At 70.5% G+C, this 24,508-nt stretch carries 21 protein-coding genes; 14 read left to right on the forward strand and 7 right to left on the reverse strand.

The window, feature by feature from the left end:
• The first annotated feature begins 188 nt into the window (after positions 1 to 188).
• Both ISG29_RS07910 and ISG29_RS21565 read left to right on the forward strand, forming a co-directional pair.
• The gene (locus ISG29_RS07910) at positions 189 to 1,076 is read left to right on the forward strand and encodes an amidohydrolase family protein (protein ID WP_328828401.1); all 888 of its coding nucleotides are present in this window, start codon (positions 189 to 191) and stop codon (positions 1,074 to 1,076) included.
• A 107-nt stretch (positions 1,077 to 1,183) separates the two neighbouring features.
• Positions 1,184 to 1,348 (forward strand): hypothetical protein, encoded by a 165-nt coding sequence (locus ISG29_RS21565; RefSeq protein WP_207792898.1) that lies wholly within the window; start codon positions 1,184 to 1,186, stop codon positions 1,346 to 1,348.
• 147 nt (positions 1,349 to 1,495) lie between these two features.
• Here the strand turns inward: ISG29_RS21565 and ISG29_RS07920 are convergent, their stop codons facing one another.
• Positions 1,496 to 1,837 (reverse strand): hypothetical protein, encoded by a 342-nt coding sequence (locus ISG29_RS07920; protein WP_194502888.1) that lies wholly within the window; start codon positions 1,835 to 1,837, stop codon positions 1,496 to 1,498.
• A 137-nt stretch (positions 1,838 to 1,974) separates the two neighbouring features.
• Between ISG29_RS07920 and ISG29_RS07925 the strand changes: the two genes are divergently transcribed.
• Entirely contained in the window at positions 1,975 to 4,107 is a 2,133-nt protein-coding gene (locus ISG29_RS07925; RefSeq protein ID WP_194502889.1) for an MMPL family transporter, read from the forward strand.
• Positions 4,104 to 4,868: an enoyl-CoA hydratase/isomerase family protein gene (locus ISG29_RS07930; RefSeq protein WP_194502890.1), complete on the forward strand. Its 765-nt coding sequence runs from the start codon at positions 4,104 to 4,106 to the stop codon at positions 4,866 to 4,868. The genes ISG29_RS07925 and ISG29_RS07930 overlap by 4 nt, the downstream gene beginning before the upstream one ends.
• 189 nt (positions 4,869 to 5,057) lie before the next feature.
• Here the strand turns inward: ISG29_RS07930 and ISG29_RS07935 are convergent, their stop codons facing one another.
• Positions 5,058 to 6,161 (reverse strand): NAD(P)H-dependent amine dehydrogenase family protein, encoded by a 1,104-nt coding sequence (locus ISG29_RS07935; RefSeq protein ID WP_194502891.1) that lies wholly within the window; start codon positions 6,159 to 6,161, stop codon positions 5,058 to 5,060.
• A gap of 119 nt (positions 6,162 to 6,280) precedes the next feature.
• Between ISG29_RS07935 and ISG29_RS07940 the strand changes: the two genes are divergently transcribed.
• Positions 6,281 to 7,132, forward strand: coding sequence for an NAD(P)-dependent oxidoreductase (locus ISG29_RS07940; protein ID WP_194502892.1), 852 nt, complete (start codon positions 6,281 to 6,283; stop codon positions 7,130 to 7,132).
• A 675-nt stretch (positions 7,133 to 7,807) separates the two neighbouring features.
• On the opposite strand, the gene ISG29_RS07945 is transcribed toward ISG29_RS07940, so the two are convergent.
• The gene (locus tag ISG29_RS07945; protein WP_194502893.1) at positions 7,808 to 8,422 is read right to left on the reverse strand and encodes a TetR/AcrR family transcriptional regulator; all 615 of its coding nucleotides are present in this window, start codon (positions 8,420 to 8,422) and stop codon (positions 7,808 to 7,810) included.
• Positions 8,423 to 8,439: 17 nt separating this feature from the next.
• Between ISG29_RS07945 and ISG29_RS07950 the strand changes: the two genes are divergently transcribed.
• The 3 genes from ISG29_RS07950 (at position 8,440) to ISG29_RS07960 (ending at position 12,114) form a co-directional block, all read left to right on the forward strand.
• The gene (locus ISG29_RS07950) at positions 8,440 to 9,600 is read left to right on the forward strand and encodes a cytochrome P450 (protein WP_194502894.1); all 1,161 of its coding nucleotides are present in this window, start codon (positions 8,440 to 8,442) and stop codon (positions 9,598 to 9,600) included.
• A gap of 68 nt (positions 9,601 to 9,668) precedes the next feature.
• Positions 9,669 to 11,570, forward strand: coding sequence for a right-handed parallel beta-helix repeat-containing protein (locus tag ISG29_RS07955; protein WP_194502895.1), 1,902 nt, complete (start codon positions 9,669 to 9,671; stop codon positions 11,568 to 11,570).
• 16 nt (positions 11,571 to 11,586) lie between these two features.
• The gene (locus tag ISG29_RS07960) at positions 11,587 to 12,114 is read left to right on the forward strand and encodes a hypothetical protein (RefSeq protein WP_194502896.1); all 528 of its coding nucleotides are present in this window, start codon (positions 11,587 to 11,589) and stop codon (positions 12,112 to 12,114) included.
• 120 nt (positions 12,115 to 12,234) lie between these two features.
• Here ISG29_RS07960 and ISG29_RS07965 read toward each other — a convergent pair whose 3' ends face one another.
• The 4 genes from ISG29_RS07965 to ISG29_RS07980 form a co-directional block, all read right to left on the reverse strand.
• On the reverse strand, positions 12,235 to 13,314 hold the full coding sequence (locus ISG29_RS07965; RefSeq protein WP_194502897.1) for an alkene reductase: 1,080 nt from the start codon (positions 13,312 to 13,314) through the stop codon (positions 12,235 to 12,237).
• 86 nt (positions 13,315 to 13,400) lie between these two features.
• Positions 13,401 to 14,450: an NAD(P)-dependent alcohol dehydrogenase gene (locus tag ISG29_RS07970; protein ID WP_194502898.1), complete on the reverse strand. Its 1,050-nt coding sequence runs from the start codon at positions 14,448 to 14,450 to the stop codon at positions 13,401 to 13,403.
• A gap of 52 nt (positions 14,451 to 14,502) precedes the next feature.
• Positions 14,503 to 16,209, reverse strand: a complete 1,707-nt coding sequence (locus tag ISG29_RS07975) for a DUF3556 domain-containing protein (protein WP_194502899.1) — start codon at positions 16,207 to 16,209, stop codon at positions 14,503 to 14,505.
• Positions 16,209 to 17,240: an alcohol dehydrogenase catalytic domain-containing protein gene (locus tag ISG29_RS07980; RefSeq protein ID WP_194502900.1), complete on the reverse strand. Its 1,032-nt coding sequence runs from the start codon at positions 17,238 to 17,240 to the stop codon at positions 16,209 to 16,211. The genes ISG29_RS07975 and ISG29_RS07980 overlap by 1 nt, the downstream gene beginning before the upstream one ends.
• Before the next feature lie 55 nt (positions 17,241 to 17,295).
• Here ISG29_RS07980 and ISG29_RS07985 point away from each other — a divergent pair, with 55 nt between their 5' ends.
• From ISG29_RS07985 to ISG29_RS08010, 6 genes are all read left to right on the forward strand, one after another.
• A complete protein-coding gene (locus ISG29_RS07985; protein WP_194502901.1) occupies positions 17,296 to 19,218 on the forward strand; it encodes an NAD(P)/FAD-dependent oxidoreductase in 1,923 nt (640 codons plus the stop codon).
• Positions 19,215 to 19,805, forward strand: a complete 591-nt coding sequence (locus ISG29_RS07990; RefSeq protein ID WP_194502902.1) for a TetR/AcrR family transcriptional regulator — start codon at positions 19,215 to 19,217, stop codon at positions 19,803 to 19,805. The genes ISG29_RS07985 and ISG29_RS07990 overlap by 4 nt, the downstream gene beginning before the upstream one ends.
• 71 nt (positions 19,806 to 19,876) lie before the next feature.
• Positions 19,877 to 20,110: a hypothetical protein gene (locus tag ISG29_RS07995; protein WP_194502903.1), complete on the forward strand. Its 234-nt coding sequence runs from the start codon at positions 19,877 to 19,879 to the stop codon at positions 20,108 to 20,110.
• Positions 20,111 to 20,482: 372 nt separating this feature from the next.
• Positions 20,483 to 22,633, forward strand: coding sequence for a DEAD/DEAH box helicase (locus ISG29_RS08000; RefSeq protein WP_194502904.1), 2,151 nt, complete (start codon positions 20,483 to 20,485; stop codon positions 22,631 to 22,633).
• A 25-nt stretch (positions 22,634 to 22,658) separates the two neighbouring features.
• Complete coding sequence (locus ISG29_RS08005; RefSeq protein ID WP_194502905.1) at positions 22,659 to 23,522, forward strand: oxidoreductase; 864 nt, start codon at positions 22,659 to 22,661, stop codon at positions 23,520 to 23,522.
• 86 nt (positions 23,523 to 23,608) lie between these two features.
• Positions 23,609 to 24,415: an alpha/beta hydrolase family protein gene (locus ISG29_RS08010; protein ID WP_194502906.1), complete on the forward strand. Its 807-nt coding sequence runs from the start codon at positions 23,609 to 23,611 to the stop codon at positions 24,413 to 24,415.
• The last annotated feature ends 93 nt before the right edge of the window (positions 24,416 to 24,508 follow it).

Raw genomic sequence — 24,508 nt, forward strand, 5'->3', positions numbered from 1 at the left:
TCAGAGCCGGTTGCCGCGCACGCGACCCAGGATGAACAGCACCAGCGCGATGATGGCCAGCACGATCAGAATGGTCCAGAGCATTGCTTCCTCCTTGATTGGTTCTGCTCACGGTGCCCCGCCGACCGGTGATCGATGTCACCCCTTCGGTGAGCGGTGTGCTCAACCACTCGCGGCATGCTGGTCCGGTGACCGAGCCGGACGAGGAGTGCGCGGAGCTGCGGGCGACGTACGACGCGCTGGGCATCTCGGGCATCGTCGACGTGCACACCCACTTCATGCCCGAGCCGGTGCTGGCGAAGGTGTGGGCCTACTTCGACGCCGTCGGTCCGTTGCTCGGGCGGCCGTGGCCGATCACCTACCGAGCCGACGAGCCGACCCGGGTGCGGATGCTGCGCGACCTGGGCGTGCGCACCTGGACCTCGCTGAACTACCCGCACAAGCCCGACATGGCGGCCTGGCTCAACGAATGGTCGGCCACGTTCGCGGCCGGTCACCCCGACTGCCTGCACTCGGCGACCTTCTACCCCGAGCCCGGCGCGGAGGCCTACGTGCGCCGTGCACTCGATGCGGGTGCCCGGGTCTTCAAGGCGCACGTGCAGGTGGGCGACTACGACCCCAACGACGCGCTGCTCGACGGCGTGTGGCGGGTGCTGTCCGAGGCTGGAACACCGATCGTGATCCACGGCGGGCACGGCCCCGCACCCGGCACGCACACCGGCCCGGCCGGCATGGTGCGGCTCGCCCGACGGTTCCCCGACCTGGTGCTCGTCGTCGCACATATGGGGCTCCCCGACTACGCCGCCTTCCTCGACCTCGTCGAGACCTCGCGCTCGGTGCACCTCGACACCACCATGGCCTTCACCGCGTTCACCGAAGAAACAGCACCCTTCCCGGCCTCGGAGCTCGCGCGGCTACGCGACCTCGGGGAGCGCGTGCTGTTCGGCAGCGACTACCCGAACATCCCCTACCCCTACCTGCACGCCGTGGAGTCCGTCACCGGGCTGGGGCTCGGCGACGACTGGAACCGGGCCGTGCTACACGACAACGCGGTGCGGCTCTTCGGGCTGGAGTAGAGAGTCGTGGTCTGGGTCGTGTGCCTGAGCACGCGCCATAACGCCGCCAGGCCACGACCCGAACCACGACCGTTGACGGGTTCCCGAGCCTGCGGTGGGCTGGCGCGGTGACGACGACGCGGGTGCGGTTCGTGCCCCGCAGCGGGGAGAGCTGGGCCGATCCGTGGCCGATGTACGCGGCACTGCGCGACCACGACCCGGTGCACCACGGGCGTCAGATCCTCACCTTCGCCCACGGCGCCCACCACTGGGTGCCGCCGCCGCGCGGATGATGGGCCGGGTCGCGCTGACCGAACTGATGGTTCGGATGCCCGACTTCGCCGTCGACCAGGACGCCGTGACCCGGGCGCCGTGCAACTACGTGCGGCGTCCGCTCAGCGTGCCGCTCGAGGTGCGCTGACGCGCACCCATGGGGTGGGTCAGGCGGGCAGTCGCCCGTCGTTCTCCAGACACGCCATGAGTAGGGCGGCGGCGTCCTTGACGCCCTTGCCGTCGGGCAGCAGCGTGCCGACGGTGCGACCCCACGCCGGCGCCACGTTGAACGTCTCGCCGCCGACGAGGAGCGTGATGTTCTGCTTGCGCGTGAACCGGGTGAAGGTGGGGTTGCACCCGGAGATCGGCCCCGTGGCCACCTGCTGCTCCTTGCTGTCGAGCAGCGTGACGTGGCCGGGGGTGAGCACCACGAACCCGTGCTGAGCCACGGGCTTGAGGCCACGGCCGATCTGTACCTGGTCGAAGACGATCGAGTCTGCGTCGTTCATGGCTTGCCTCTACCCAGACGGGCGGCCCCTCAGTCGGGCGCCGTCGCCCTGCCCGCGATGAGTCCTGCGGCGGCCGCGGGTCCAGACCAGGGACAACCCTGATGCGCGCAAGCGCCCCGACCTGCTGAGGTGTACCCATGCATCGACAGATCGCCGGCCGGCTGACCGGCCGCGTCACCAAGTGGCTCGTGCTCGTCGCCTGGCTCGTGGCCGCAGGCGGTCTCGGAACGTTGAACGCGAAGCTCGCCGACGTGCAGAACAACGAGGCCTCCTCCTGGCTGCCCGGATCGGCGGAGTCGACCCAGGTGATCGACGCCCTCGCGAGCCAGATGGACCCCAATCAGATCCCGACCCTGGTGGTCTACGAGGCCGACGACGGCACGCTCACGGCGTCCGAGAAGCAGGCGATCGGCGAGCAGGCTCAGCAGATGGCCGGTCTGGACGGCGTGATCGATGCCGGTGTCGTGCCGCCCGAGATCGCCGCGAAGGCCGGCATGGGCGGCTACTCCGACGACGGTGCCGTCGCCGTCACGCTGGTCACCTTCGACTTCGGCGCGAACGGCTGGAACGACATGCCGGACGCGGCCAAGGGTCTGCGCGACATCGCGCAGATCGATGGCGTCACCGTGCACCTGGCCGGAGCCGGCGGCCAGGCGGCCGACTCGGCCGAGGCCTTCGAGGGCATCGACACCACCCTGGTGCTCATCACCCTGGGCGTGGTGATCTTGATCCTGCTCCTCACCTATCGCTCGCCCATGCTGTGGATCCTGCCGATCGTGTCGGCGGTCGTCGCTTTGTCGTGCGCGGGCGGCATCGTGTACCTGCTGGCCAAGTACGCCGACGTCACGGTCAACGGTCAGAGTCAGTCCATCCTCTCGATCCTGGTCATCGGCGCCGGCACCGACTACGCCCTCCTGCTGACCGCCCGCTATCGCGAGGAGCTGCGCAAGCACGAGGATCGGCACGAGGCCATGGCGGTCGCGTTGCACCGCGCTGCTCCGGCGATCCTCGCCTCGGCGGGCACCGTGGTGCTCGGCATGCTGTGCCTGCTGCTCGCCGAGCTCAACTCGACCGCCGGTCTCGGCCCGGTCAACGCCGTCGGCGTCGCCGTCACGTTCCTGGTCATGGTCACGCTGCTGCCCGCGCTGCTGGTGATCTGCGGACGCTGGGTGTTCTGGCCCAAGCGACCGGCGTTCGGTTCGCGCGAGCCCAACGAGTCCGGACTGTGGGCGAAGGTCGGGGCGCTGGTGCAACCGCACCCGCGCCGCGTGTGGATCCTCACCAGCGGGCTGCTCGCACTCGCCTGCCTCGGACTCTTCACCCTCAACACCGCAGGACTCTCCACCGAGGACACCTTCACCCACGAGACCGACTCGGTGAAGGGCCAGAAAGTGCTGCTCGAGCACGGGCTGCTCGACACCTCCAACACACTCCAGGTCGTCGCCGCCGCCGACGACATCGACGAGGTCGCGGCCGCGGTCGCCGGGCAACCAGGCGTGGGCACGCCGTCCGCCGCTCGACCCATCGGGGGAGGTCGGTCGTTCTTCGAGGCACCGATCGCCGGCGACGTCGCCAGCGCCGCCACGCAGGACGTCGTGAAGCAGGCGCGGGTGGTGGCTCACCGGGTGGACGACGCCACCCTCGTGGGCGGCTGGCCGGCGGTGTACTACGACACCAAGGTCGCCTCCGACCGCGACACGGAAGTGATCATCCCCGTGGTGCTCTCGCTCGTGATGCTCGTCCTGGTCGTGCTGCTGCGCAGCGTGTTGGCGCCGGTGCTGCTGATCGGCACCGTGGTGTTGAGCTTCGGCGCCGCCCTGGGCATCTCGGCGCTCCTCTTCGAGTACGTCTTCGGCTTCGCCGGCTCCGACCCCGGGTTCCCGCTGTTCGCCTTCGTGTTCCTGGTCGCGCTGGGCATCGACTACAACATCTTCTTGATGACACGGGTGCGCGAAGAGGCCGCACAGATCGGCACCCGGGCCGGGGCCCTGGTGGCCCTGCGCTCGACCGGCGGCGTCATCACCTCGGCCGGTCTCGTGCTCGCGGCCACGTTCCTCACCCTCGCCTCGATCCCGTTCGTGTTCCTCGTCGAGCTCGGCGTGGCGGTGGCCCTCGGTGTGCTGCTCGACACCTTCATCGTGCGCTCCGTCCTCGTCACTGCCCTGGCCCTCGACCTCGGCGACCGCATCTGGTGGCCCGGGCGGGCGTCGACCCCGCCCGCACCCGCGGCCAACGACGCGGGGGAGCCCGCTGGCACGATGCCCGCATGACCTTCGTCGACTACACCTCCTCCGAGGGCTGCGCCCGCATCACGCTGGTCGACGGCCAGCGCGGCAACCCGCTCCACCTCGAGTCGGTGGCCGAGCTGCTCGCGGCCGTGCGCCAGGCCCACGCCGACGCCGCTCGGGTCATCGTGCTCGCCGCCGAGGGCCGGTTCTTCTCGGTCGGTGGCGACCTCGGCGCCTTCGCGGGTGCCGAGAGCATGCCGGACTTCATCGACGACCTGGCCGACCAGCTGCACCGGCTGGTCAGCGAGCTGATGCGCTCGCCGGCCATCGTGGTCTCGGTCGTGCAGGGCGGTGCCGCCGGTGCCGGCTTCCCGTTCGCTGCCGCCGCCGACGTCGTGCTCGCCGCCGAGTCGGCCTCGTTCACCCTGGCCTACACCAAGGTCGGCCTCTCCAACGACGGCGGCAGCAGCCTGCTCGTGCACACCCTCGGCCTGCACACCACGCTGCGGCTCGCGCTGCTCAACGACTCGATCACCGCCACCGAAGCAGCCGCGGCCGGGCTCGTCGCGCGCGTCGTGCCGGACGACGAGCTGTCGAGCGCCGTCGAGAAGGTCGTGGCGACGCTGCTGGCCGGCCCACCCGAGGCTTTCGCCACGGCGAAGCGTCTCATCCGTACCGCCGCCGACGACGCGCCCGAGACCACGATGCGGCGCGAGCTGCTGGGCATCCGTACCCAGGCGGCCGGCCCCGAGGCACCCGAGGGCGTCGCCGCGTTCGTCGAGAAGCGGCGTCCGAGCTTCTGAATGCGGGTGGTCTAGCGCACCGAGGGGCACGCGTAACCGCGGTGGCCACTGTGCGTTGTCCAGGCATCGGCAGGTGCGGCGCTGCGGCCGGCCACCACCCGCGCGGGGGCGCGGTCCACACGGGGGTGTGGAGGTGGCCACAGGGGGCCGCAGCCGCACCCGCCCTGGTTCCCGGACCTCGTCGGCGGGTCAGCGGGCGACGAGGCCGCGGCCGGTGATCATCGGCAGATCCTTCGCCACGACCAACCCGCCCGGGTGCGCGCACACCGCGTGCGCGGCGTTGACCAGGCGCATCGCGGTGGTGAGCATGCCGGAGTCGTTGTGGTCGCCGTCCTCGCCCTCGTGGGTGAACTCGACCTTCATGTTCGGGTCGCCGAACACCTCGACCCGGTAGCTGCCTCCACCCTCGGCCGGCGTCGGCCAGTGCGGCGCCTGGTCGACGTGGGTGCGGGTGACGTGCTCGAGCACCACGCGCGGCTCGCCGTCGACCGTGCCGGTCACGGTGAAGCGGACGGCGGCCATGGTGCCGGCCGGGATCTCGCAGGAGGCGATGGCGAAGTCGCTCTCGGCAGCGATCCGGTCGACGTGCTCGACGAGCGGCTCGTCGAGGGTCAGATCGAGGCCGGCCGCGATGTGCTTGACGACCGGACCCCACGCGGTGGTGAGGATGCCCGGCTGCCACAGCACGGCCTCGTAGTCGAGCGGTCGACCGAAGCCGAACAGATCGTGCATGACCACCGGCTGGTAGTAGGTGGAGTAGTCGGCGATCTCGCTGACTCGTACGAGGTCGATGCGCTTGCTGAGGCTGGTGACGGTCAGCGGCAGCACGTCGTTGGCCCACCCGGGGTCGATGCCGTTGACATGCAGGCTGGCGCCCGACTCCTCGCCCGCGGCGGCGATGCGGTCGGTGTAGACGTCGAGGCCGAGCCCGTCGGGAAAGGTGAGCAGCACCGGGCCCGACGACACGACGTTGAGACCGTTCTCGACCATGTCGACGAGATCCTCCAGCCCCTCGAAGACCCGGTCGTCGGTCATCGCGCTGTGGATGACCACGTCGGCGCCGAGGTCGTAGAGCTCGGACTTGTCGTTGGTCGCGAGCACACCGAGGTCGCGGTCGAGCCCGGCCAGGCGGCCGGCGTCCTGGCCCACCTTGTCGGGGTGGGAGACCCACAGTCCGACCAGCTCCATGTCGGGGCGAGCGTCGATGCCGGCGATGACCAGGCGGCCGACCGTGCCGGTCGACCAGCCGATCACGCGTAGGGGACGGGCGGGAGTGCTGCCGGTGCTGGTCATGACGGCTCCTCTGCGTGGGTGACTGCCGTCACAGACTAGAACACGTTCTCGTTTTGCGGCAGAGTGTGTGGCGGGCGTGCTTGGCGGGCGTGCTTTGGCGGGCGTGCTTGGCTCGGAGCATGACCAGCGCCAGCGAACCCGTCGTCGCCCTCCTCGGAACCGGCACGATGGGCCTCGGCATGGCCGGCAACATCGCCGCCGCGGGCTTGAGGCTGCGCGTGTGGAACCGCAGTGTGGAGCGCGCCGAGCCGCTGCGCGACGTCGCGACGATCGCGCGCACCGCGCAGGAGGCGGTGGCCGGCGCCGACATCGTGGTCACGATGCTCTACGACGCCGACTCCGTGCTCGAGGTGGTCGGCGGACTCGATCTCGGCGACGCCGTGTGGTTGCAGACCTCGACCGTGGGCGTCGAGGGCAGCGACCGGATCGTCGCCTTCGCCGAACGCGCGGGGGTCGCGCTCGTCGACGCGCCCGTGCTCGGCACCCGCAAGCCGGCCGAGGACGGCGCCCTCGTCGTGCTCGCCTCAGGGGAGGAGGCCCTGCGCCAGCGGGTCGCCCCCGTGCTCGACGCCATCGGCTCGCGAACCATGTGGGTCGGCGCCGCCGGCGCCGGGAGCCGGCTCAAGCTCGCCGCCAACGCCTGGGTGCTCACCGTGCTCGAGGGGGTGGCCGAGTCGCTGGCGCTCACGCGCGAACTGGGTCTGGACCCGCGGCTGTTCCTCGAGGCCGTCGGCGGTGGCGCCCTCGACGCGCCGTACGTGCAGGTCAAGGGCGGGGCGATGCTCGACGGCTCCTTCGACCCGTCCTTCGCGCTCTCGGGCGCCGCAAAGGACGCCTCCCTCATCGCCGCCGCGGCGGCCGGTGTCGACCTCGAGCTCGCCCTGATGCCCGGCATCCTCGCCCATCTCCAGCGGGCCGTCGACGCCGGTCACGGCGACGCCGACATGGCCGCCACCTACCTGGAGCACTGACCACCCGCGGTGGCCCCGGTGGTTGAGCCGTGAGGAGCGCTAGCGACGAGCGCGCCGGGCGGTGGTTGAGCCGTGAGGAGCGCTAGCGACGAGCGCGTCGAAACCCGGCGACTGTGAAGGCGACGCTGCTTTCCGTCTCGCTGGGTTTCGACGCGGGTCTCAGCTAGCGCCTCGCCCGGCTCAACCACCGTGAGGGCGGGTCTCGGCTAGCGCCTCGCCCGGCTCAACCACCGTGATGGCCCCGGTGGTTGAGCCGTGAGGAGCGCTAGCGACGAGCGCGTCCGCCGGTGGTTGAGCCGTGAGGAGCGCTAGCGACGAGCGCGTCGAAACCCGGCGACTGTGAAGGCGACGCTGCTTGTCGCCTCACCAGGTTTCGACACGGGACTCGGCTAGCGCCTCGCCCGGCTCAACCACCGTGAGGGCGGGTCTCGGCTAGCGCCTCGCCCGGCTCAACCACCCGCGGTGGGGCGGTGGTTGAGCCGTGAGGAGCGCTAGCGACGAGCGCGTCGAAACCCGGCGACTGTGAAGGCGACGCTGCTTTCCGCCTCACTGGGTTTCGACACGGTCTCGGCTAGCGCCTCGCCCGGCTCAACCACCGGTGGGCACGGGACTCGGCTAGCGCCTCGCCCGGCTCAACCACCGTGATGGCAGGACTCGGCTAGCGCCTCGCCCGGCTCAACCACCCGCGGTGGGGCGGTGCTCGACCACCGACGCGGATTGGAGGGTCTCGATGGCCCAGCCGACCGCCTCGGCCGCGTGGTCGGCGTCCATGCCCCAGGCGCGGGCCAGACGCTCGTAGCTCTCGACACTCCACAGCACGTCGAGGACCGCGGCGAGGCGTCGATCGCCATCGCTCGCGGCGAGGAGTCCCTCGCGGCGGGTGCGGTCGACGGCGACCAGGGTGGGGCTGTGCTCGGTCGCGTCGACCGGGTGCGGGGTGTAGCGGTCGAGGGAGCGGAACATCCGGCGCGCCATCTCGGCGACTCCGGAGGCGTCAAGACCCTCGAACGAGACGTCCGCCTCGGCGCGCAGTCGGTCCATCAAGGCGTCGTGCAGGGCGGCCTGGGTGGGGAAGTGCCGGTACACGGTGCGCTCGCTGACGCCCGCTTCGTCGGCCACGGCGCGGAAGGTGATGTCCTGCCAGGTCCAGCGTGACTGCGCCTTGGCCAGCCGTGCTGCGGCGGCGAGCACCCGCTCGTGACCCTGCTCTCGTCGACGTGAGCCGTCGTAGGAGCGCGTTGACGGACCCGCCGTTTCGGTGTCAGTCTTCTGACGCGAATCACCCGACATGCACCGAAGGATGGCAGATGAGCCTCGTGCCCGTGTACGACCCGAGTGACTCCGAGCTCGACGCGAGCCCGTACGAGACGTGGAAGTGGCTGCGTGACGAGCGACCGGTGTACTTCAACGACGAGCGCGGTTTCTATGCACTCTCGCGCTACGACGACGTCGCCGCGGCCCTCAAGGACACCGAGGCCTTCTCCTCCGCCTACGGCACCGTGCTGGAGCTGCTCACCCCCGAGAGGCAGCAGACCGGGATGATGATCAACTCCGACCCACCGAGCCACACGCGTCTGCGCAAGCTGGTCTCCCGCGTGTTCACCACCCGCCGGGTCTCCGACCTCGAGCCGAAGATCCGCGAGATCGCGGAGTCGCTGCTCGCGGCCTGGACGCCGGGCGAGGAGTTCGACTTCGTGCAGCAGTTCGCGGCGCAGATCCCCTCGCGCGTCATCGCCGAGCTGCTCGGTGTGCCCTCGGAGGAACGTGAGGAGGTGCGACTGATCATCGACACCGCCTTCCACCTCGAGGGCGACGAGGGCTTCACCAACCCCACGGCCGTGAACGCCATCCTCGAACTGGCCGGCTACCTGCAGAACCTGCTCGAACGGCGCCGCACCGAGCCGATCGGCGACCTCTTCTCCGACCTCGCCGCGACCGACCTCACCGCCCAGGAGTGCGTCGAGTTCGGACTGCTGCTGGTGATCGCCGGCACCGAGACCGTCGGCCGGCTGCTCGGCTGGGCCTGCATCTTGCTCGACGCCCACCCCGACCAGCGCGCCTGGCTGGTGGAGAACCCCGACAAGATCGGCCAGGCCGTCGAGGAGGTGCTCCGCTACGAAGGCCCCTCCCCGGTGCAGGCCCGCCGCGCCACCCGCGACCTCGAGCTGCACGGCGTCACGATCCCCCAGGGCTCACCGGTGCTGCTGCTCAACACCGCCGCCGGCCGCGACGAGCGCAAGTACGGGCCGGACGCCGAGGAGTTCGACGTCCGCCGCGAACCCGAGCACCACCTCTCGTTCGGGTACGGCGTGCACTTCTGCCTGGGTGCCTCGCTGGCCCGACTGGAGTCGAGGATCGCGCTCGAGACCGTCCTGCGCACCCACCCCACCTGGACCGTCGACCACGACCGGTCCCAGCGGGCTCACACCTCCACGGTGCGGGGCTGGGAGCACGTCTGGGTGCGCTGAACCCGTGACTTCCGGGCGCGGATGCCGTTACCTTCCCTATGGGCCACATCACTCAGGGAGTTCTCAGCATGCGCCGAGTCGTCCAGCTGTTCCTGACCGTCGGTCTCGCGATCGGCCTCGGCGTCGGCGGCCTCGCCCTGGCGCCGTCCGCGGGGGCTCACGAGGAGAGGCCGGCCGAGTTCCCGGACGGAACGGGAGCCGTGCCGCACTTCCTCGGCTACGACAACGCCCGCGCCCGCGTGGTGTGCAAGAAGAGCTCGCGCGCACGCATCGCCGCTATGCCGGCCGGCCGCCTCAAGCGGGTCAACACCCGGCTGCTGCGGCGCTGTGACTTCCACTCCATCCAGGACGCCGTCAACACGATCCGCCACCGGCGCACCTCGATCTACGTGCTGCCCGGCCGCTACACCGAGAGCAAATGGGCCAAGGCCGGGCGCAGTGACTACTGCTCCCACCTCGCCACCGAGTCCGACGACCCGCTCGGCGCCACGGCGCAGTACATCGGCTCCCTCTCCGGTGACGCCGTGGCCCCCGAGGCCGACGGCCTGGCTGCCGAGGCCGAGGAGACCTCCGACCCGATCGCTTTGTCGTACGCCGACCAGCGGCGCTGCGCGCACAACCTCAACCTGATCGCGCTCTTCGGTGACGCCACGCCGCACGATGACTCGATCGCCTGCGACAGCCGGTTCTGCGGCACCCAGATCGTGGGTACCGGCCGCCACCAGGGCGACGTGCTCATCGACAACCAGTTCAGCAAGCTCAACGCGATCCGGCTCGACCGGATGGGCGGCGTCTACCTGGCGAACATGACGTTCCAGCAGGCCGAGTTCAACAGCGTCTACGTGCTCGAGACCGACGGCTTCGTGCTCGACCGGCTCGTCACCCGGGCCAACGACGAGTACGGCATCCTCGCGTTCGCCAGCGACCACGGGCTCATCGAGCGCACGAACAACTACTACAACGGCGACTCCGGCATCTACCCCGGCTCCGGCAGCGACCTCAACGCCGACAACCCCGAGTTCGAGGTCACCCGGTATGCCATCGAGATCCGCAACAACCGCAGCCACCACAACACGCTGGGCTACTCAGGCACGGCCGGCAACTCGATCTGGGCGCACCACAACCGGTTCTACGACAACGCCACCGGCATCGCCACGGACTCGCTGTTCCCCGGCCACCCCGGTCTGCCGCAGGACCACGCCCGTTGGAGCAACAACCGCATCTACTCCAACAACACGAACTTCTACACCGAGTACGTCGACAACGACGTGTGCGACCGGCCGATGCCCGAGCGTGGCTACATGGAGGGCGCCGTCTGCCCCGTCGTCCCCACGCCCGTGGGCACCGGCGTGCTGATCGCGGGCGGCAACTTCAACTCCACCGACCACAACTGGATCTACGACAACTGGCGCAACGGCACCATGCAGTTCTGGGTGCCGGCGCCACTGCGTGACGAGATGGACCCCCAGAAGCTCTACGACACCTCGCACGACAACCGCACCTTCGCCAACACGATGGGCATCAGCCCGGCCGGTGCGGTGCGGCCCAACGGTCTCGACCACTGGTGGGACGACGAGGGCCACGGCAACTGCTGGGAGGACAACACGTCGTCCTACGGCGAGGCGACCAACAACTTCACCTTGCCGGTCGCCGGTTGCGACCAGGGTGGCTCCGTCTTCGAGCCCGGGCTCGCGGTCAAGGACGCCGGCTTCCTCTCGTGCAGCCAGTACGACCGCAGCGACCCCACGCTGCGACACCCGCCCGGGTGCGGGTGGTTCGACAGCCCGTCGCAGCCGTCCGCCGACGGCGCCTCGGCGACCGGAGCCGGGGCGGTGGCAGACGACTCCGACGTGCAGCAGTCGGCCGTCGTCGCGACCGAGGATCTGGCCGACGAGGGGCCGCTCGGGCTGTTGGTGCTCACCGCCTTCCTGGCGGCCGGTGGCGCCATCGTGCTGCGCCGCCGTGCCTAGGGTGCGAACCAGGCCAGTGCTGCTGGTCGCTGTGCTGGCCGCCTCGACCGTGATCGCGGTGGGCGCCCTCGTCGTGCGCCAGAACGCCCCGCACCTGACCACCTCGACGCCGGCGTCCGTCGAGGGCACCGAGGCCACGGCCACGTTCCAGATCGCCGAGCGCACGATCCGCCAGGTGCGCTACGCCGATCAGGGCACGTTGCGCTACACCTTCGCCGTGCACAACCCGGGGCGGCTGCCCCTCACGGTCACCGGTCTGACGCCGGGGCAGCCCGACTCCAGGTTGCTCCAGCTCGAGTCGATCTCCTCGCGAACCATCGGGCCCGACAGCACCGAGGAGCTCACCCTCGTGATGCACATGAGCGGCTGCGAGACGCTGGCGGCGCGCTCGGGGTCGTTCGTCACCAGCGTCTCGGTGCACGTGAGGTATCTGCGGGTGCTCTCCGATGATCTGGTGCTGACCCTGCCCGAGGAGTTGCACACCGGCTCGCCGCGTGAGGCGTTCTGCCCGGACGCGACCGCCTCGTCGCGACCACCAGGCTGACCCTCGGGGGACGATTCGCGACCCCTCGAGGGACGATTCGCGACCCCTCGCGGGACGATTCGCGACCCCTCGCGGGACGATTCGCGACCCCTCGCGGGACGATTCGCGACCCCTCGCGGGTCAGGCGGAGGCGAGGGTGGGGTAGTCGGTGTACCCCTCGGCGCCGCCTCCGTAGAAGGTGTCGGGGTTCGGGGAGTTGAGGCCCGCCCCGGTGCGCCACCGCTCGGCGAGGTCGGGGTTGGCGAGGAACGGGCGCCCCACGGCCACGAGATCGGTGAGATCCTCGGCGAGCAACTGCTCGACGTCGGCCAGGGTGGTGACCGAGGCGAAGCCGTCGTTGACGATGACCGGACCGCCGAAGCGGCGCCGCAGATCCTGGGTGAGCTCGGCGCGCGGGTCGGCCAGGATCGAGAGGTAGGCCAGGCCGAGGTCGGCGATGCCGTCGACGAGCGCCTCGTAGGTGGCGCGGGTCTCGGCCGCATCCTCCTCGAGCACACCTTGGATGTTGTGGGCCGGGCTGATCCGGATGCCCACCTTGTCGGCGCCGATCGCGTCGGCGACGGCTCGGGTGACCTCGATGGTCAGGCGGGCCCGGTCGATGGGCGAGCCGCCGTAGGAGTCGGTGCGGGTGTTGCTGACCGGTGAGAGGAACTGGTGCAGCAGGTAGCCGTTGGCCGAGTGCACCTCGACCCCGTCGACGCCGGCGTCGACCGCGTTGCGGGCGGCGATGACGTACTCCTCGACGATGCCCGGGATCTCGGCGGTCTCGAGCGCCCGCGGCTCGGGGTGCTCGCGCGGCCCGTCGGCGGTCACCATCTGTCCGGGCGCGGCGATCGCGCTCGGCGCCACCGACTCCAGGCCGCCCTTGTTGTCGGGGTGGGCGATGCGTCCGGCGTGCATGAGCTGGACGACGATCCGCCCGCCGGCGGCGTGCACGGCGTCGGCGGTACGGCGCCACCCGGCGACCTGCTCGTCGCTGTGCAGCCCGGGGGTGCCGAGGTAGCCCTGCCCGACGGCGCTGGGCTGGGTGCCCTCGCTGATGATCAGGCCTGCGCCGGCGCGCTGGCCGTAGTAGGCGGCGTTGAGCTCGGTCGGCACGGTCTGGGGAGAGCGGTTGCGGGTGAGCGGAGCCATCACGAAGCGCTGGGGCAGCTCCCAGGCACCGATCTTCACGGACTCGAAAGCGGTGTGTGCAGTCATGCTCGGTACAACAGCCACGCCCGCTCCGGGACTTCCCGGAGCGGGCGTGGGATGCGTCTCAACCGGACCGCGGTCCGGTGGTGCGGTCAGGCGAGGGAGGCCACGTCGATGACGGCGCGATAGCGCACGTCGCCGGAGACGACCTTCTCGTAGTAGTCGTCGACCTGGTCGGCATCGATCACCTCGACGGTGGCGGTGATGCCGTGTTCGGCACAGAAGTCGAGCATCTCCTGGGTCTCGGGCAGGCCGCCGACCATCGAGCCCGACAGGGAGCGACGGTTCGGCAGCAGCGAGAACGCCGCGACCTCCAGGTTGTCCTCGGGGGCGCCCAGGTTGTGCATCACCCCGCCGCGGCCGAGGGTGCCCATGTAGGAGTCGAGCGGGATGCCCGAGCCGACGGTGTTGAGGATGACGTCGAAGTGGCCGGCGAGCTCGTCGAACACCGAGCCGTCCTCGGTGGCGTAGTAGTGCTTCGCGCCGAAGGCCAAACCGTCGTCCTTCTTGGCGTCGGTGCGGGAGAGCACGCTGACCTCGGCACCCATGGCGGCCGCGATCTTGACGGCGACGTGGCCCAGGCCGCCCATGCCGATGACGCCGACCTTGCTGCCCTGCCCGACGCCGAGCGCCTTGAGCGGGTGATAGGTCGTGATGCCGGCGCAGAGCAGGGGAGTGGTGGCGGCGAGGTCCATGCCGTCGGGGATCTTCACCACGAAGTGGTCGCGCACGACGACCTGCTGACTGTAGCCACCCTTGGTGACCTCGCCGTGGTAGTCCTCCATGCCGTAGGTCTGCACGACGCCGGGGTCGGTGCAGTACTGCTCCTCGCCGTCCTTGCAGGCCTCGCACTGAAGACAGGAGTCGACGAAGCAGCCGACGCCGACGACGTCGCCGACGGAGTGGGTGGTGACCTCGTCGCCGACCTCGGCGACGGTGCCGATGATCTCGTGACCCGGAGTGAGCGGGTAGGTGGTGCCACCCCACTCCTCGCGGGCGGTGTGGATGTCGGAGTGGCAGATGCCGGCGTGGCTGATCTCGATGCGCACGTCGTCGGGCCGTAGATCCCGGCGCTCGATCGTGGCTCGCTCGAAGGAGGCCTTCGGGCCGGTCACCTGAAGGGCGTTGACTGTGGTGGTCATACCCATAGGGTGGGCACGTCGCGCCGGACTACCAACCCCCCGGCCGGGTGGCTCAGTCGAGCGTGGTCGACTCCACGTGCAGCGGCACGTCGAAGTCGGTGGGTTGACGCGACACCAGGTCGGCGACCTCGACGTACCCGCGCTCGAGCTCGCCGACGGCGGGATCGAAGAGCCGGTACTGCTGACGCGGCGTGAGCATCGGCTGGGACTCCAAGAACACCACGCGCACGTCACCGGGGCGGAAGTCGCAGCGCTTGTGCAGCGCCGCCGCGATCTGCTCGTGCTGCATGTGGCCGTCGCCGAAGTTCCAGCCGACGGCGGTGCCGGTGACCAGCTCGCCGTCGAGCAGCAGGTAGGGGTCGTCCGGAGCCTCGGGCAGACAGACCCGCTCGGCGAGCGTGTAGAGCGCTCGGCCGTGGGTGTGGAAGCCGCGGAAGGCGTAGCCCAGGTGCAGCGGGATCATCGCCTCCTCCTTGCTGCCGTACAGCTCCTCGAGCTGCACGTGCGGCATCTTGGACGCCTTGACGACGGAGGACTCGAAGCGGTCGAGCGCATCACCGCGAAAGCACCACGCGGTGGCGGCCCAGTTGCCCGCGTAGTAGCGCATCGAGGGTAGGAACGAGACCTTGTCGGGCCGGACGTTGCCGAACACGACGAAGAACAGCGAGACGGCGAAGAGGCCGATCACCAGAAGCGGCTGCTCGAGCGAGCCGAAGCCGGCGTCGGCCTGACCGACGAACATCACCCAGACGCCGATGATCATGAACACGTTCCACTCCAGCGGCACGCCCATGGGCAGGCTGGTGATGATGTTGAGGTGGAACAGCGACACGCACACCGCTGCCACGAGCACCAGCCAGTGCGGGCCGTAGAGCCCGGCGAACAGCAGCACGAGCGGGACGCCGAACTCGACGACGCTGCCCACGTGCGCCAGCCGGTGTGCGATCGGCGAGGGGCGCAGGTCGTCAGGGAAGTGTGTGTGCAGCCGCTTCTTGAGGCCCGGCGCGAGGCGGAAGACCGGTGAGTTGCTGAACATCGCCGACACCACGAACGCGAAGTGCTGGTTGACCTTCGAGATCGCCGCGCCGAACCAGATGAGCAGCAGGGTCAGCTTCACCGAGGCGACGCCGTCGATCGGCGCGAACAGCATCGCCACCAGCATCGGGGCGTAGACCTCGCTCCGTGCGGCCAGGAAGATCGCCTTGTCGCGCAGCCCGATCAACGCCAGGAACACCAGCGCGGAGACGACCTGCCAGTCGTGGATCTGCCCGACCATCGCGATCACCATCGAGACCAGGAACCCGGCGTAGAGCACGCAGTCGACCGGGGTCCGCTCGTCACCGGCCGTCAGGGGCACCCAGCGGGGAAACGGGGGTAGCCGGATGGTCCGCGGGCGCAGCCAGTAGAGGAAGGTGCCCAGCGGCGGGTTGATGCGCAGGTTGAGCGGGCCGAACCCGCCGCCCAGGCCGAGCACCTCGAAGAGCATCGTCCACAGCGCGAAGGTGTAGAGCACCTGTGGTGCCGAGCCCCAGCCCAGCACGTCGAAGGGCCCGTCGATGCCGGGTTTGGTCATCACCAGGCCCCAGCCGACGGCGAGGTAGGCCACGATCTTGAGCGCATAGACGACGATCAGCACGTCGGGGGAGCCGAAGCCGTACTGCGCGAAGTGCCGCGCCATCGGTTTCATCCGCTCCGAGCGGGAGAGGCGGCTCCAGGTCGGGTAGTCGACGCTCGGGAGGTTCGGTTCGAGGAATCCCATCAGTGGTTCCCCACCGTGAGCACGACCTTCATGGTGTCGGCCGTGCGAGCCGCGACGGCCGCGTAGGCCTCGGCCGCCTGCTCGAGGTCGAAGCGCTGGGTGATGATGCCGGAGACGTCGAGCCGGCCGCTGGTGAGCATCGGCACGAGGTCCGGCCAGGTCTGCTGCACCGGCGCGGTGTTCATGGTCATCGTGACGCTGCGGAACACGCCCATCGTCGCGCCGAGCGGGTAGGGCTCCATGTCGTGGATGCCGAGCACCGAGACCGTGCCGCCGGCGCGCACGCTCGCGAAGGCGGTGTCGAGGGAAGCGTTGTTCGCCACGGCGTCGATCACCACGTCGGCACCCACGCCGTCGGTCTCCTCGAGCACCCGGGCCGGCGTCTCTCCGGCCAGCGGGACGGCGCCGGCGGCGGCCGCCCGCTCGCGGCGCCCTTCGACGGGGTCGACCGCGAGAACCCTGGCCGCCCCGTGGGCCAGCGCAGCGCGCGCGGCGCACTGCCCGACCGCGCCGAGACCGAGCACGACCACGGTGTCGCCGGGGACGACCCGGCCGCGGCTCGCGCCGACCCAGCCGGTGGCCAGGTTGTCGGTGAGCAGGAGGGCGGCGTCGTCGTCGATCCCCTCGGGCACGGCCAGCAGCTGGAAGTCCGCGGCGGGTACCGCCAGCAGGCTGCTCTGCGCTCCCGGCAGCAGCCCGGAGCCGAACACCTGGGCGCCGGCGTGGCAGCGGATCGGGTCGAGCGTGGCGCAGCCCGGGCAGCGACCGCAGCCGGCCACCGACGACACGAGCACCCGGTCGCCGACCCTGAACCGCTGTACCTGAGGCCCGATCTCGACGATGCGGCCGATCGCCTCGTGGCCGAGCGCGACTGGGAAGAACGGCAGGTCGCCGTCGTAGAAGTGCAGGTCCGAGCCGCAGATGGCGGTGGCCTCGACAGCGACGATCGCCCCGTCGGGGCCGGAGATCTCGGGGTCGGGGGCGTCGTCGACCCGGACGTCGCCGGGCCCGTGGGCGATCACGGAGCGCATGGGCTGGAACCTAGGCGAGTAGACAGATTCTGACAAGTGTGTACCCTCGCCATTTGTGACGAGTACCACGCATCCTGACACCGCTCCGGCCTCGCCGGCAGAGCTCGACGACGTACGGCTGCGGGCGCTGTTCGACGACCTCTCCGTCCCGGCCCTGCTGGCCACCTGCGTGCACCTGCTGCCCGCGGGGCGCCGACGCGAGATCCTGGACGGTCCGCTGCGGCCCGCGGGCGTCCTGCTCAACGAGTGGCAGGGCTTCATGGCGCCGGAGGACCAGGCGGCCGCGCGCGACCTCGCGGCGGACGTCGTCCGTGATTGGTGCCAGAGGGGCTGCCCCGGCCCCGAGCCGCTCGACGGAGCGGAGCTGCACGAGCTGATGAGCTTCGTGACCGGCGCCGAGGTGGCGCCCGAGTACGTGCCGATGATGGCCGAGGAGCTCGCGCTCGACGGGTCCGACGCCGGTGCTCCCGCTCCGGTCGACGGTGCGCAGGACTACCCCGTCGTCGTCATCGGGTGCGGCATGTCGGGACTGTTGGCCGCGCTGCGGCTGCGCCAGGCCGGTCACCCGGTCACGGTGGTCGAGAAGAACGACGGCCCGGGCGGCACGTGGCGCGAGAACACCTACCCGGGGGCTCGTGTCGACGTCGCCAACCACTACTACTGCTACTCCTTCGCGCCGAACGAGGAGTGGAGCCAGTTCTTCGCGACCCAGCCCGAGCTGCTCGCCTACTTCGAGCGCGTCGCCGAGGAGCACGACGTGCCTGCCATGACCCGATTCGGCGTCGAGGTCACCGACTGCACCTGGCATGAGGAGCAGGGCCGCTGGCAGGTCACTCTCGACGACGGCTCCACGCTGCAGGCTGCGATCGTCGTCAGCGCCGTCGGTCAGCTGAACCGACCCTCGATCCCCGACGTGCCCGGCACCTTCGACGGGCCCGCCTTCCACACCTCGCGCTGGCGTGACGACGTCGAGCTGACCGGCCAGGACGTCGTCATGATCGGCGCCGGCGCCACCGGCTTCCAGCTCGCGCCCGCCATCGCCGACCGCGTCGGCTCCCTCACCGTCATCCAGCGCAGCGCGCAGTGGATGTTCCCGAACCCCGGCTACCACGACGAGGTCGGTCCGGGTGTCGGCTGGGCGATGAGGCACCTGCCCGCCTACGGCCGGTGGTTCCGGTTCCTCATCGCCTGGGGTGGCCTCGATCAGGGACTGGCGGCCGCCGAGGTCGATCCGGACTGGGCCGACCAGGAGCACTCGGTGAGCGAGATCAGCGACCTGGTGCGGGTGATGTTCACCGAGTGGATCGAGAGCCAGGTCGAGGATCCCGAGCTGCGCGCCAAGGTCGTGCCCACCTACCCGCCGACCGGCAAGAGGACGCTCCAGGACAACGGCTCGTGGCTCCAGACGCTCCAACGCGACAACGTCGAACTGGTGCGCGCCGGCGTCGAGCGGCTCGAGGCGGATGCCGTCGTCGACACCGAGGGCGGACGGCACCGGGCCGACGTGATCGTGTGGGCCACCGGTTTCAAGCCGTTGGAGTTCCTCACGCCCCTGACCGTGCACGGGGTGGCCGGCGTGGAGGTCAACGAGCGCTGGGCCGGCCACCCGCGAGCCCATCTGGGGCTCACCGTGCCCGGGTTCCCGAACTTCTTCTGCCTCTACGGCCCCGGCACCAACCTGGCCAGCGGGGGCAGCATCGTCGCCGGCAGCGAGTATCAGGTCGCCTACCTCCTCGAGGCGACGAGGATGCTCGTGGAGCGGCGGGCTCGGGCCGTGGAGATCACGCCGGAGGCCTTCGACGGTTTCGTGGAGCGGCAGTCGCGGGAGATGAGCACGAAGGTGTGGGCCTCCCCCCACATCGAGCACAACTACTACCGCGACGAACACGGGGAAGTGCCCGGGCTCAACCCGTTCCGTCTCGTGGACTACTGGGCGTGGACCCGGCAACTCGAGTCGGGCGACTTCACGCTGCGGTGAGTACCCGCGAGCGCATCCTGGCTGCGGCCGAGGCCTGCCTGCGCCGCGACGGCATCCGCCGGACGACGGTGCAGGGCGTCGCCGACGAGGCCGGGCTCTCCCGCGCCTACCTCTACCGGTTCTTCCCCGACAAGGCCGGACTGGTCTCGGCTGTGCTGATCCACCGCGACCAGGCGTTCTGGGACGACGCCGGGCACCGCATCTCCTCTGCCGCCGACGAGGCAGGGGTGGCGGGCATGGTGGCCGAAGCGGTGCTCATCGCGCGTGGTTCGGCGCTGCCGCCGTTGGGGCTGCACCTCTTCGAGACCGAGCCCGTGGAGTACGCGCGGGTGATGGGGCGCTTCGCCACAGAGGTGGTGCCAGGTCTCGCCGGCTACTGGGAGGACTGGCTCGCCGACGGGGTCCGCCGGGGGCTGATTCGACCCGGTCTCGACCTCGCCGCCACGGCGGAATGGGTGCTGCGCCAGGTGATCTCCTTGGTGGTGCTCCCCGGCACCGCGGTCGACGTCGATGATCGCGAATCGTTGCGGCGATACCTGGGGCCGTTCCTCGAGCCTGCGCTCGGGACGCGTGCCTTGCGTGGGTGATAGGTGGATAAGTCGTAGAGAGATTGTCAAGAACCTGGGTTTTTTGTCCTGCGTGGACGCACACTGTCCGTATGGCAGGTCACCTCGCAGCGTCGGCGCCTCTCGCGGGTGCCGCTCCTGCGCCCGCCCCCGTCGACGGAGTGCGCGTCGCCGTGCGACGTGGACACCTCAGCCTGCTGGTGACCGAGACCGCCGCGCAGACGCCCGAGCACGTCTCGCGCTGGCGTACCCGTCGTGAGACCGGCCGCGACCTGGTGCGCGACGTCCGCTTCGCCGTCACGGCGCTGTTCGGCCGCGCCGCCTGACCCCCGACACGAAGGTGCCGCGGCCGGAAGGGATTCTGGCTTCCGGCCGCGGCGGTCCCGTCCGGGCCCACCCCTGCGGGTGGAACACCACCCGAGCGTGGTGAGTCCTGGTCGGAACACCTCCATCGTGCGTCGCCGAAGCCGCTCGCAGGTCACCCCCTCGGTTGTGGTCCAGACCCCGTCCCGCGCAAACCCGGCGTGAACGATGCGACAGCCTCAGGTGAGGTATGGCACGATGGGGACGCGTCCATCGGGAGCGGCCGGGCCATCGGCCCCCGCCATCGGCGCAGCACGTTCCTCGAGTTCTCGTGTCTCGCGTGCGAGGGCCGAGAAGTCGGCACCCCCGGGCGGCCGGGGTCGGAGGAGGAGTTCGTGGCTCGACGAGCCCAGCGCCGTGGCGGCGCCCAGCGTTCCCAGCGACGGGTTCGCGACCTCGACAACGAGGGCATCATCCCGATCCTGGCGCGTGCCGTGCGCGAGGTCGAGGGTTCCGCCCAGCGAGGCAGCCTGCCGGGCTCGGCTCGCACGAAGTTCCAGGTCGTCGGCCTGTTGGTGCGCGAGGAGCGGGCCCGGGTCAAGGCCGACACCGACAGCACCGAGTCGCACCGCGCCGAGCAGCTCAAGCGCCTCGACGGCATCGCCACCATCCTGGCCAAGACGGCCACCCGCGACACGACGCTGCTCTACCTGCTCGGCGAGGACGCCGAGATCGGTGACGAGGCCCGCGACCTGCGCCTGGACATGCTGCGTCGCGGTGGCGTCGAGCCCGAGCCGGCCGAGATCGAGGACGACGCCGCCGAGGTCGTACCCGATCGCGGTGTGCTCCCGACGTCCGTGGTCTCCCGACGCCTCTCGAACCCCTTCCTCCAGCCGGACTTCTCGGGTGTCGACCTGCGCCAGCGTCCCCGCCGACTGGCCGGGTGGGAGCTGCTCGGCCCGCTGTTCCGGTCCTTCGAGTACGGCGGCGCCTCGGCCTGCATGCCGCTGCCCGAGCACGCCTCGACCGCGGCCGGCGGCGGGCGGGTGCTCATGCACCACCAGGCCCAGGTCGTGGCCGCCGCCTCGGAGGGGCATCGCACCTACCTGCTGGCCGACGAGCCGGGACTCGGCAAGACCGCGCAGGCTCTGCTCGCCGCCGAGGCTGCCGGCGCCTTCCCGCTGCTGGTGGTCGTGCCCAACGTCGTCAAGACCTCCTGGGCTCGCGAGGCCGCGCACTGGGTGCCCGACCGCACCGTCACCGTGATCCACGGCGACGGCGAGGCCGTCGACGGGTTCGCCGACATCTTCGTGGTCAACTACGAGATCCTCGACCGCCACGTCGGCTGGCTCGGTGGCCTCGGGTTCCGCGGCATGGTCGTCGACGAGGCGCACTTCATCAAGAACAAGGCCTCACAGCGCTCCCAGCACGTGCTGCACCTCTCCGAGCGGATCCGCGCGCGCTACGCACGCCCGCTGCTCATGGCGCTCACGGGCACGCCGCTCATCAACGACATCGAGGACTTCCGCGCCATCTGGCAGTTCCTGGGCTGGATCGACGACAAGGTTCCGCTCGGGCCGCTCGTCGCGGCGCTCGAGGAGACCGGCCTGACGCCGGCCGACGGACCGTCGTTCTACGGCGCGGCCCGCACCTGCGTCGTCAACCAGGGCATCGTCCGGCGCCGCAAGGTCGACGTCGCCTCCGACATCCCGGCCCGCCGTGTCGCCGACCTGCCCGTCGAGCTCGACGGTGCCGTGGGCCGCTCGATCCGCGAGGCCGAACGCGAGCTCGCTGCGCGGCTGGTCTCGCGCTACCACACGGCCATGGCGACCCGGACCTCCGGACGCACCGTCGAGGGCATCGACCACGAGCTGGTGCGTCGTGTCGCCGGTTGGGAGCTCGAGGACTCCTCATCGGCCAAGGACGGCGAGAACGTGTTCACCATGGTGCGCCGCATCGGCCAGGCCAAGGCCGGGCTGGCCGCCGACTACGCCGCCCAGCTGGCCCGCAACGTGGGCAAGGTCGTGTTCTTCGCCAAGCACGTCGACGTCATGGACGCCGCCGAGAAGGTCTTCGCCGAGCGCGGCCTGCGCTACACCTCCGTGCGAGGAGACCAGAGCGCCAAGGCGCGCACCGAGGCCATCGACGGGTTCGTCAACGACCCCGAGGTCTCGGTCATCGTGTGCTCGCTCATGGCGGCCGGCGTCGGCCTGAACCTCCAGGTCGCCTCGAACCTCGTGCTGGCCGAGCTGTCGTGGACCGACGCCGAGCAGACCCAGGCGATCGACCGGATCCACCGCATCGGTCAGGACGAGCCGGTCACCGCGTGGCGCGTCATCGCCTCGCAGACCATCGACACCCGCATCGCGGAGCTCATCGACTCCAAGGCCGGGCTCGCCGCCCGCGCACTGGACGGCTCCGACGAGGAGGTCGGCGGCTCTGCCGACGTGCAGCTCGAGGCACTGGTCACCCTGCTCACCGACGCGTTGCGAGCCGAGGAGGCCGCGGGGGTGCCGCGCGTGAACACGGTCACCTCCATCGCCTGATCGGCCATCGCGTAGGTTCTTCGCCGTGAGCCAGCACACGGTGGACCTCTCCGGCCAGACCTACGTCGTCACCGGCGCCAACTCCGGTCTCGGGCTCGAGACGGCGCGCAAGATCGCGGCTGGGGGCGGGCACGTCGTCCTGGCAGTGCGCGACGTCGCCAAGGGCGAGCAGGCGGCCGCCCGCGTCGAGGGCTCCACCGAGGTGCTCCGGCTCGACCTCTCCGACCTCTCCTCGGTGCGGGCGTTCGCCGAGGCCTGGGATCGCCCCATCGCGGGGCTGGTCAACAACGCCGGCATCATGATGGTGGCCGAGGGCCGCACCGTCGACGGCTTCGAGCGCCAGATCGGCACCAACCACTTCGGGCACTTCGCGCTGACGAACCTGCTGCTGCCTCACGTGACCGGTCGCGTGGTCACGGTCTCCTCGGCTCTGCACCGTGGTCCGCAGCTGGACTTCGACGACCTCGAGCTCTCGCACTCCTACCACCCGACCCGGGCCTACCAGTCCTCCAAGCTGGCCAACTTGCTCTTCACCGCCGGTCTCACCTCGCGGCTGGCGGCCGCCGGCTCCGCGGTGACGGCGCACGCCGCGCACCCGGGCTACTCCGCCACCAATCTCCAAAGCCACCACGCCAACCCGCTGGTCGCCAAGGTGATGACGGTGGGCAACAAGCTGATCGCGACCTCCCCGGAGTTCGGTGCCCGGCCCACCTTCCACGCGCTGACCGCCGACGTGCCGGCCGGCTCGTTCGTCGGCCCCACCAAGCTCGGCGGCATGCGCGGGGCCCCGGGCGTCGTCACGCCGACCGCCCAGGCCCGGGACGCCGAGGCCGCCGAGCGGCTGTGGGCGATCTCCGAGGAGCGCACCGGGGCCACCTGGCCCCTCTGATACCCCTCGGTTGGGCAGAAGCCTCCGCGACCGTCATAATCGGGCACGTCGCAGCGGCGGATCGCCGCTGATGAGGGGAATGAGACGTGGTCAAGCGAGTCTTCCAGGTGGCTGCCGCCGCCGTCCTTGCCATGCTCCTGGTCTTCGTGACCACGGGCGCGAGCGGTGAGCACCCGGCGGAGAAGGTCGAGACGACGCTTGGCGACCAGAAGGCTCGGGTCAACCTGCCGCCGACCAACCGCCCCAAGGGCGTGGCCATCTTCTTCCACGGCCAGGGCGGCAACGTCAACGACAAGATGGAGGGCCCCTGGCTCGACGCGTTGCGGCGCGACGGCTGGGTCGTGGCCTCCTCGATGTTCCACCGCGAGGCCTGGGGCAACCCGGCTTCCACCGACGACACCAACCGGCTCTGGGACTGGGCCACCCGTCAGGGCGGCGCCCCGGTCAAGCTCTACATCGGTACCTCGATGGGCGGCTCGACCTCGCTCGACGCGATGGTCTACGGCAAGCACCACCCGGAGTGCTACTACGGCGTCAAGGTCGCCGTCGACATGTCCACGATGGGCAACGTGCCCGGCGCCAACGGCTACATCCGCAAGGCCTACGGTGGTCAGCCCTTCCCGCACGACCGCAACCCGATCAACCTGGCGAACAAGCTCGCCAAGACCGGCGCCACCTTCCGCTTCGTCGCCTCGCCGTACGACCCGTACGTGCCGTACGAGCTGAACACCGAGGCGATGGCCAACCGACTCAAGGCCCTCGGCGCGGACGTCAGCGTGCGCCCGGTCCAGGGCCCCCACGACGACCCCTCGCACTACAGCGCCTACGACCTCGTGAAGTTCGCCAACGAGTGCGCCGGTACGCAGTCCAACGACCCGAGCGATCAGGGCTGACGCCTCGGTGGTTGAGCCGGGCGAGGCGCTAGCCGAGTCCCGTGTCGAAACCCGGTGAGGCGAAAGTCGGCCCTGTCTTGAGAGTTGCCGGGT

It is taken from the genome of Nocardioides acrostichi (assembly GCF_015319165.1).
Classification (GTDB): domain Bacteria; phylum Actinomycetota; class Actinomycetes; order Propionibacteriales; family Nocardioidaceae; genus Nocardioides; species Nocardioides acrostichi.

What these genes read in the sequence shown, in the direction of transcription:
- ISG29_RS07920 (WP_194502888.1), bottom strand. Translation starts at nt 1,837, where the DNA reads ATGAACGACGCAGACTCGATCGTCTTCGACCAGGTACAGATCGGCCGT.
- ISG29_RS07925 (WP_194502889.1), top strand. Translation starts at nt 1,975, where the DNA reads ATGCATCGACAGATCGCCGGCCGGCTGACCGGCCGCGTCACCAAGTGG.
- ISG29_RS07930 (WP_194502890.1), top strand. Translation starts at nt 4,104, where the DNA reads ATGACCTTCGTCGACTACACCTCCTCCGAGGGCTGCGCCCGCATCACG.
- ISG29_RS07935 (WP_194502891.1), bottom strand. Translation starts at nt 6,161, where the DNA reads ATGACCAGCACCGGCAGCACTCCCGCCCGTCCCCTACGCGTGATCGGC.
- ISG29_RS07940 (WP_194502892.1), top strand. Translation starts at nt 6,281, where the DNA reads ATGACCAGCGCCAGCGAACCCGTCGTCGCCCTCCTCGGAACCGGCACG.
- ISG29_RS07945 (WP_194502893.1), bottom strand. Translation starts at nt 8,422, where the DNA reads ATGTCGGGTGATTCGCGTCAGAAGACTGACACCGAAACGGCGGGTCCG.
- ISG29_RS07950 (WP_194502894.1), top strand. Translation starts at nt 8,440, where the DNA reads ATGAGCCTCGTGCCCGTGTACGACCCGAGTGACTCCGAGCTCGACGCG.
- ISG29_RS07955 (WP_194502895.1), top strand. Translation starts at nt 9,669, where the DNA reads ATGCGCCGAGTCGTCCAGCTGTTCCTGACCGTCGGTCTCGCGATCGGC.
- ISG29_RS07965 (WP_194502897.1), bottom strand. Translation starts at nt 13,314, where the DNA reads ATGACTGCACACACCGCTTTCGAGTCCGTGAAGATCGGTGCCTGGGAG.
- ISG29_RS07970 (WP_194502898.1), bottom strand. Translation starts at nt 14,450, where the DNA reads ATGACCACCACAGTCAACGCCCTTCAGGTGACCGGCCCGAAGGCCTCC.
- ISG29_RS07975 (WP_194502899.1), bottom strand. Translation starts at nt 16,209, where the DNA reads ATGGGATTCCTCGAACCGAACCTCCCGAGCGTCGACTACCCGACCTGG.
- ISG29_RS07980 (WP_194502900.1), bottom strand. Translation starts at nt 17,240, where the DNA reads ATGCGCTCCGTGATCGCCCACGGGCCCGGCGACGTCCGGGTCGACGAC.
- ISG29_RS07995 (WP_194502903.1), top strand. Translation starts at nt 19,877, where the DNA reads ATGGCAGGTCACCTCGCAGCGTCGGCGCCTCTCGCGGGTGCCGCTCCT.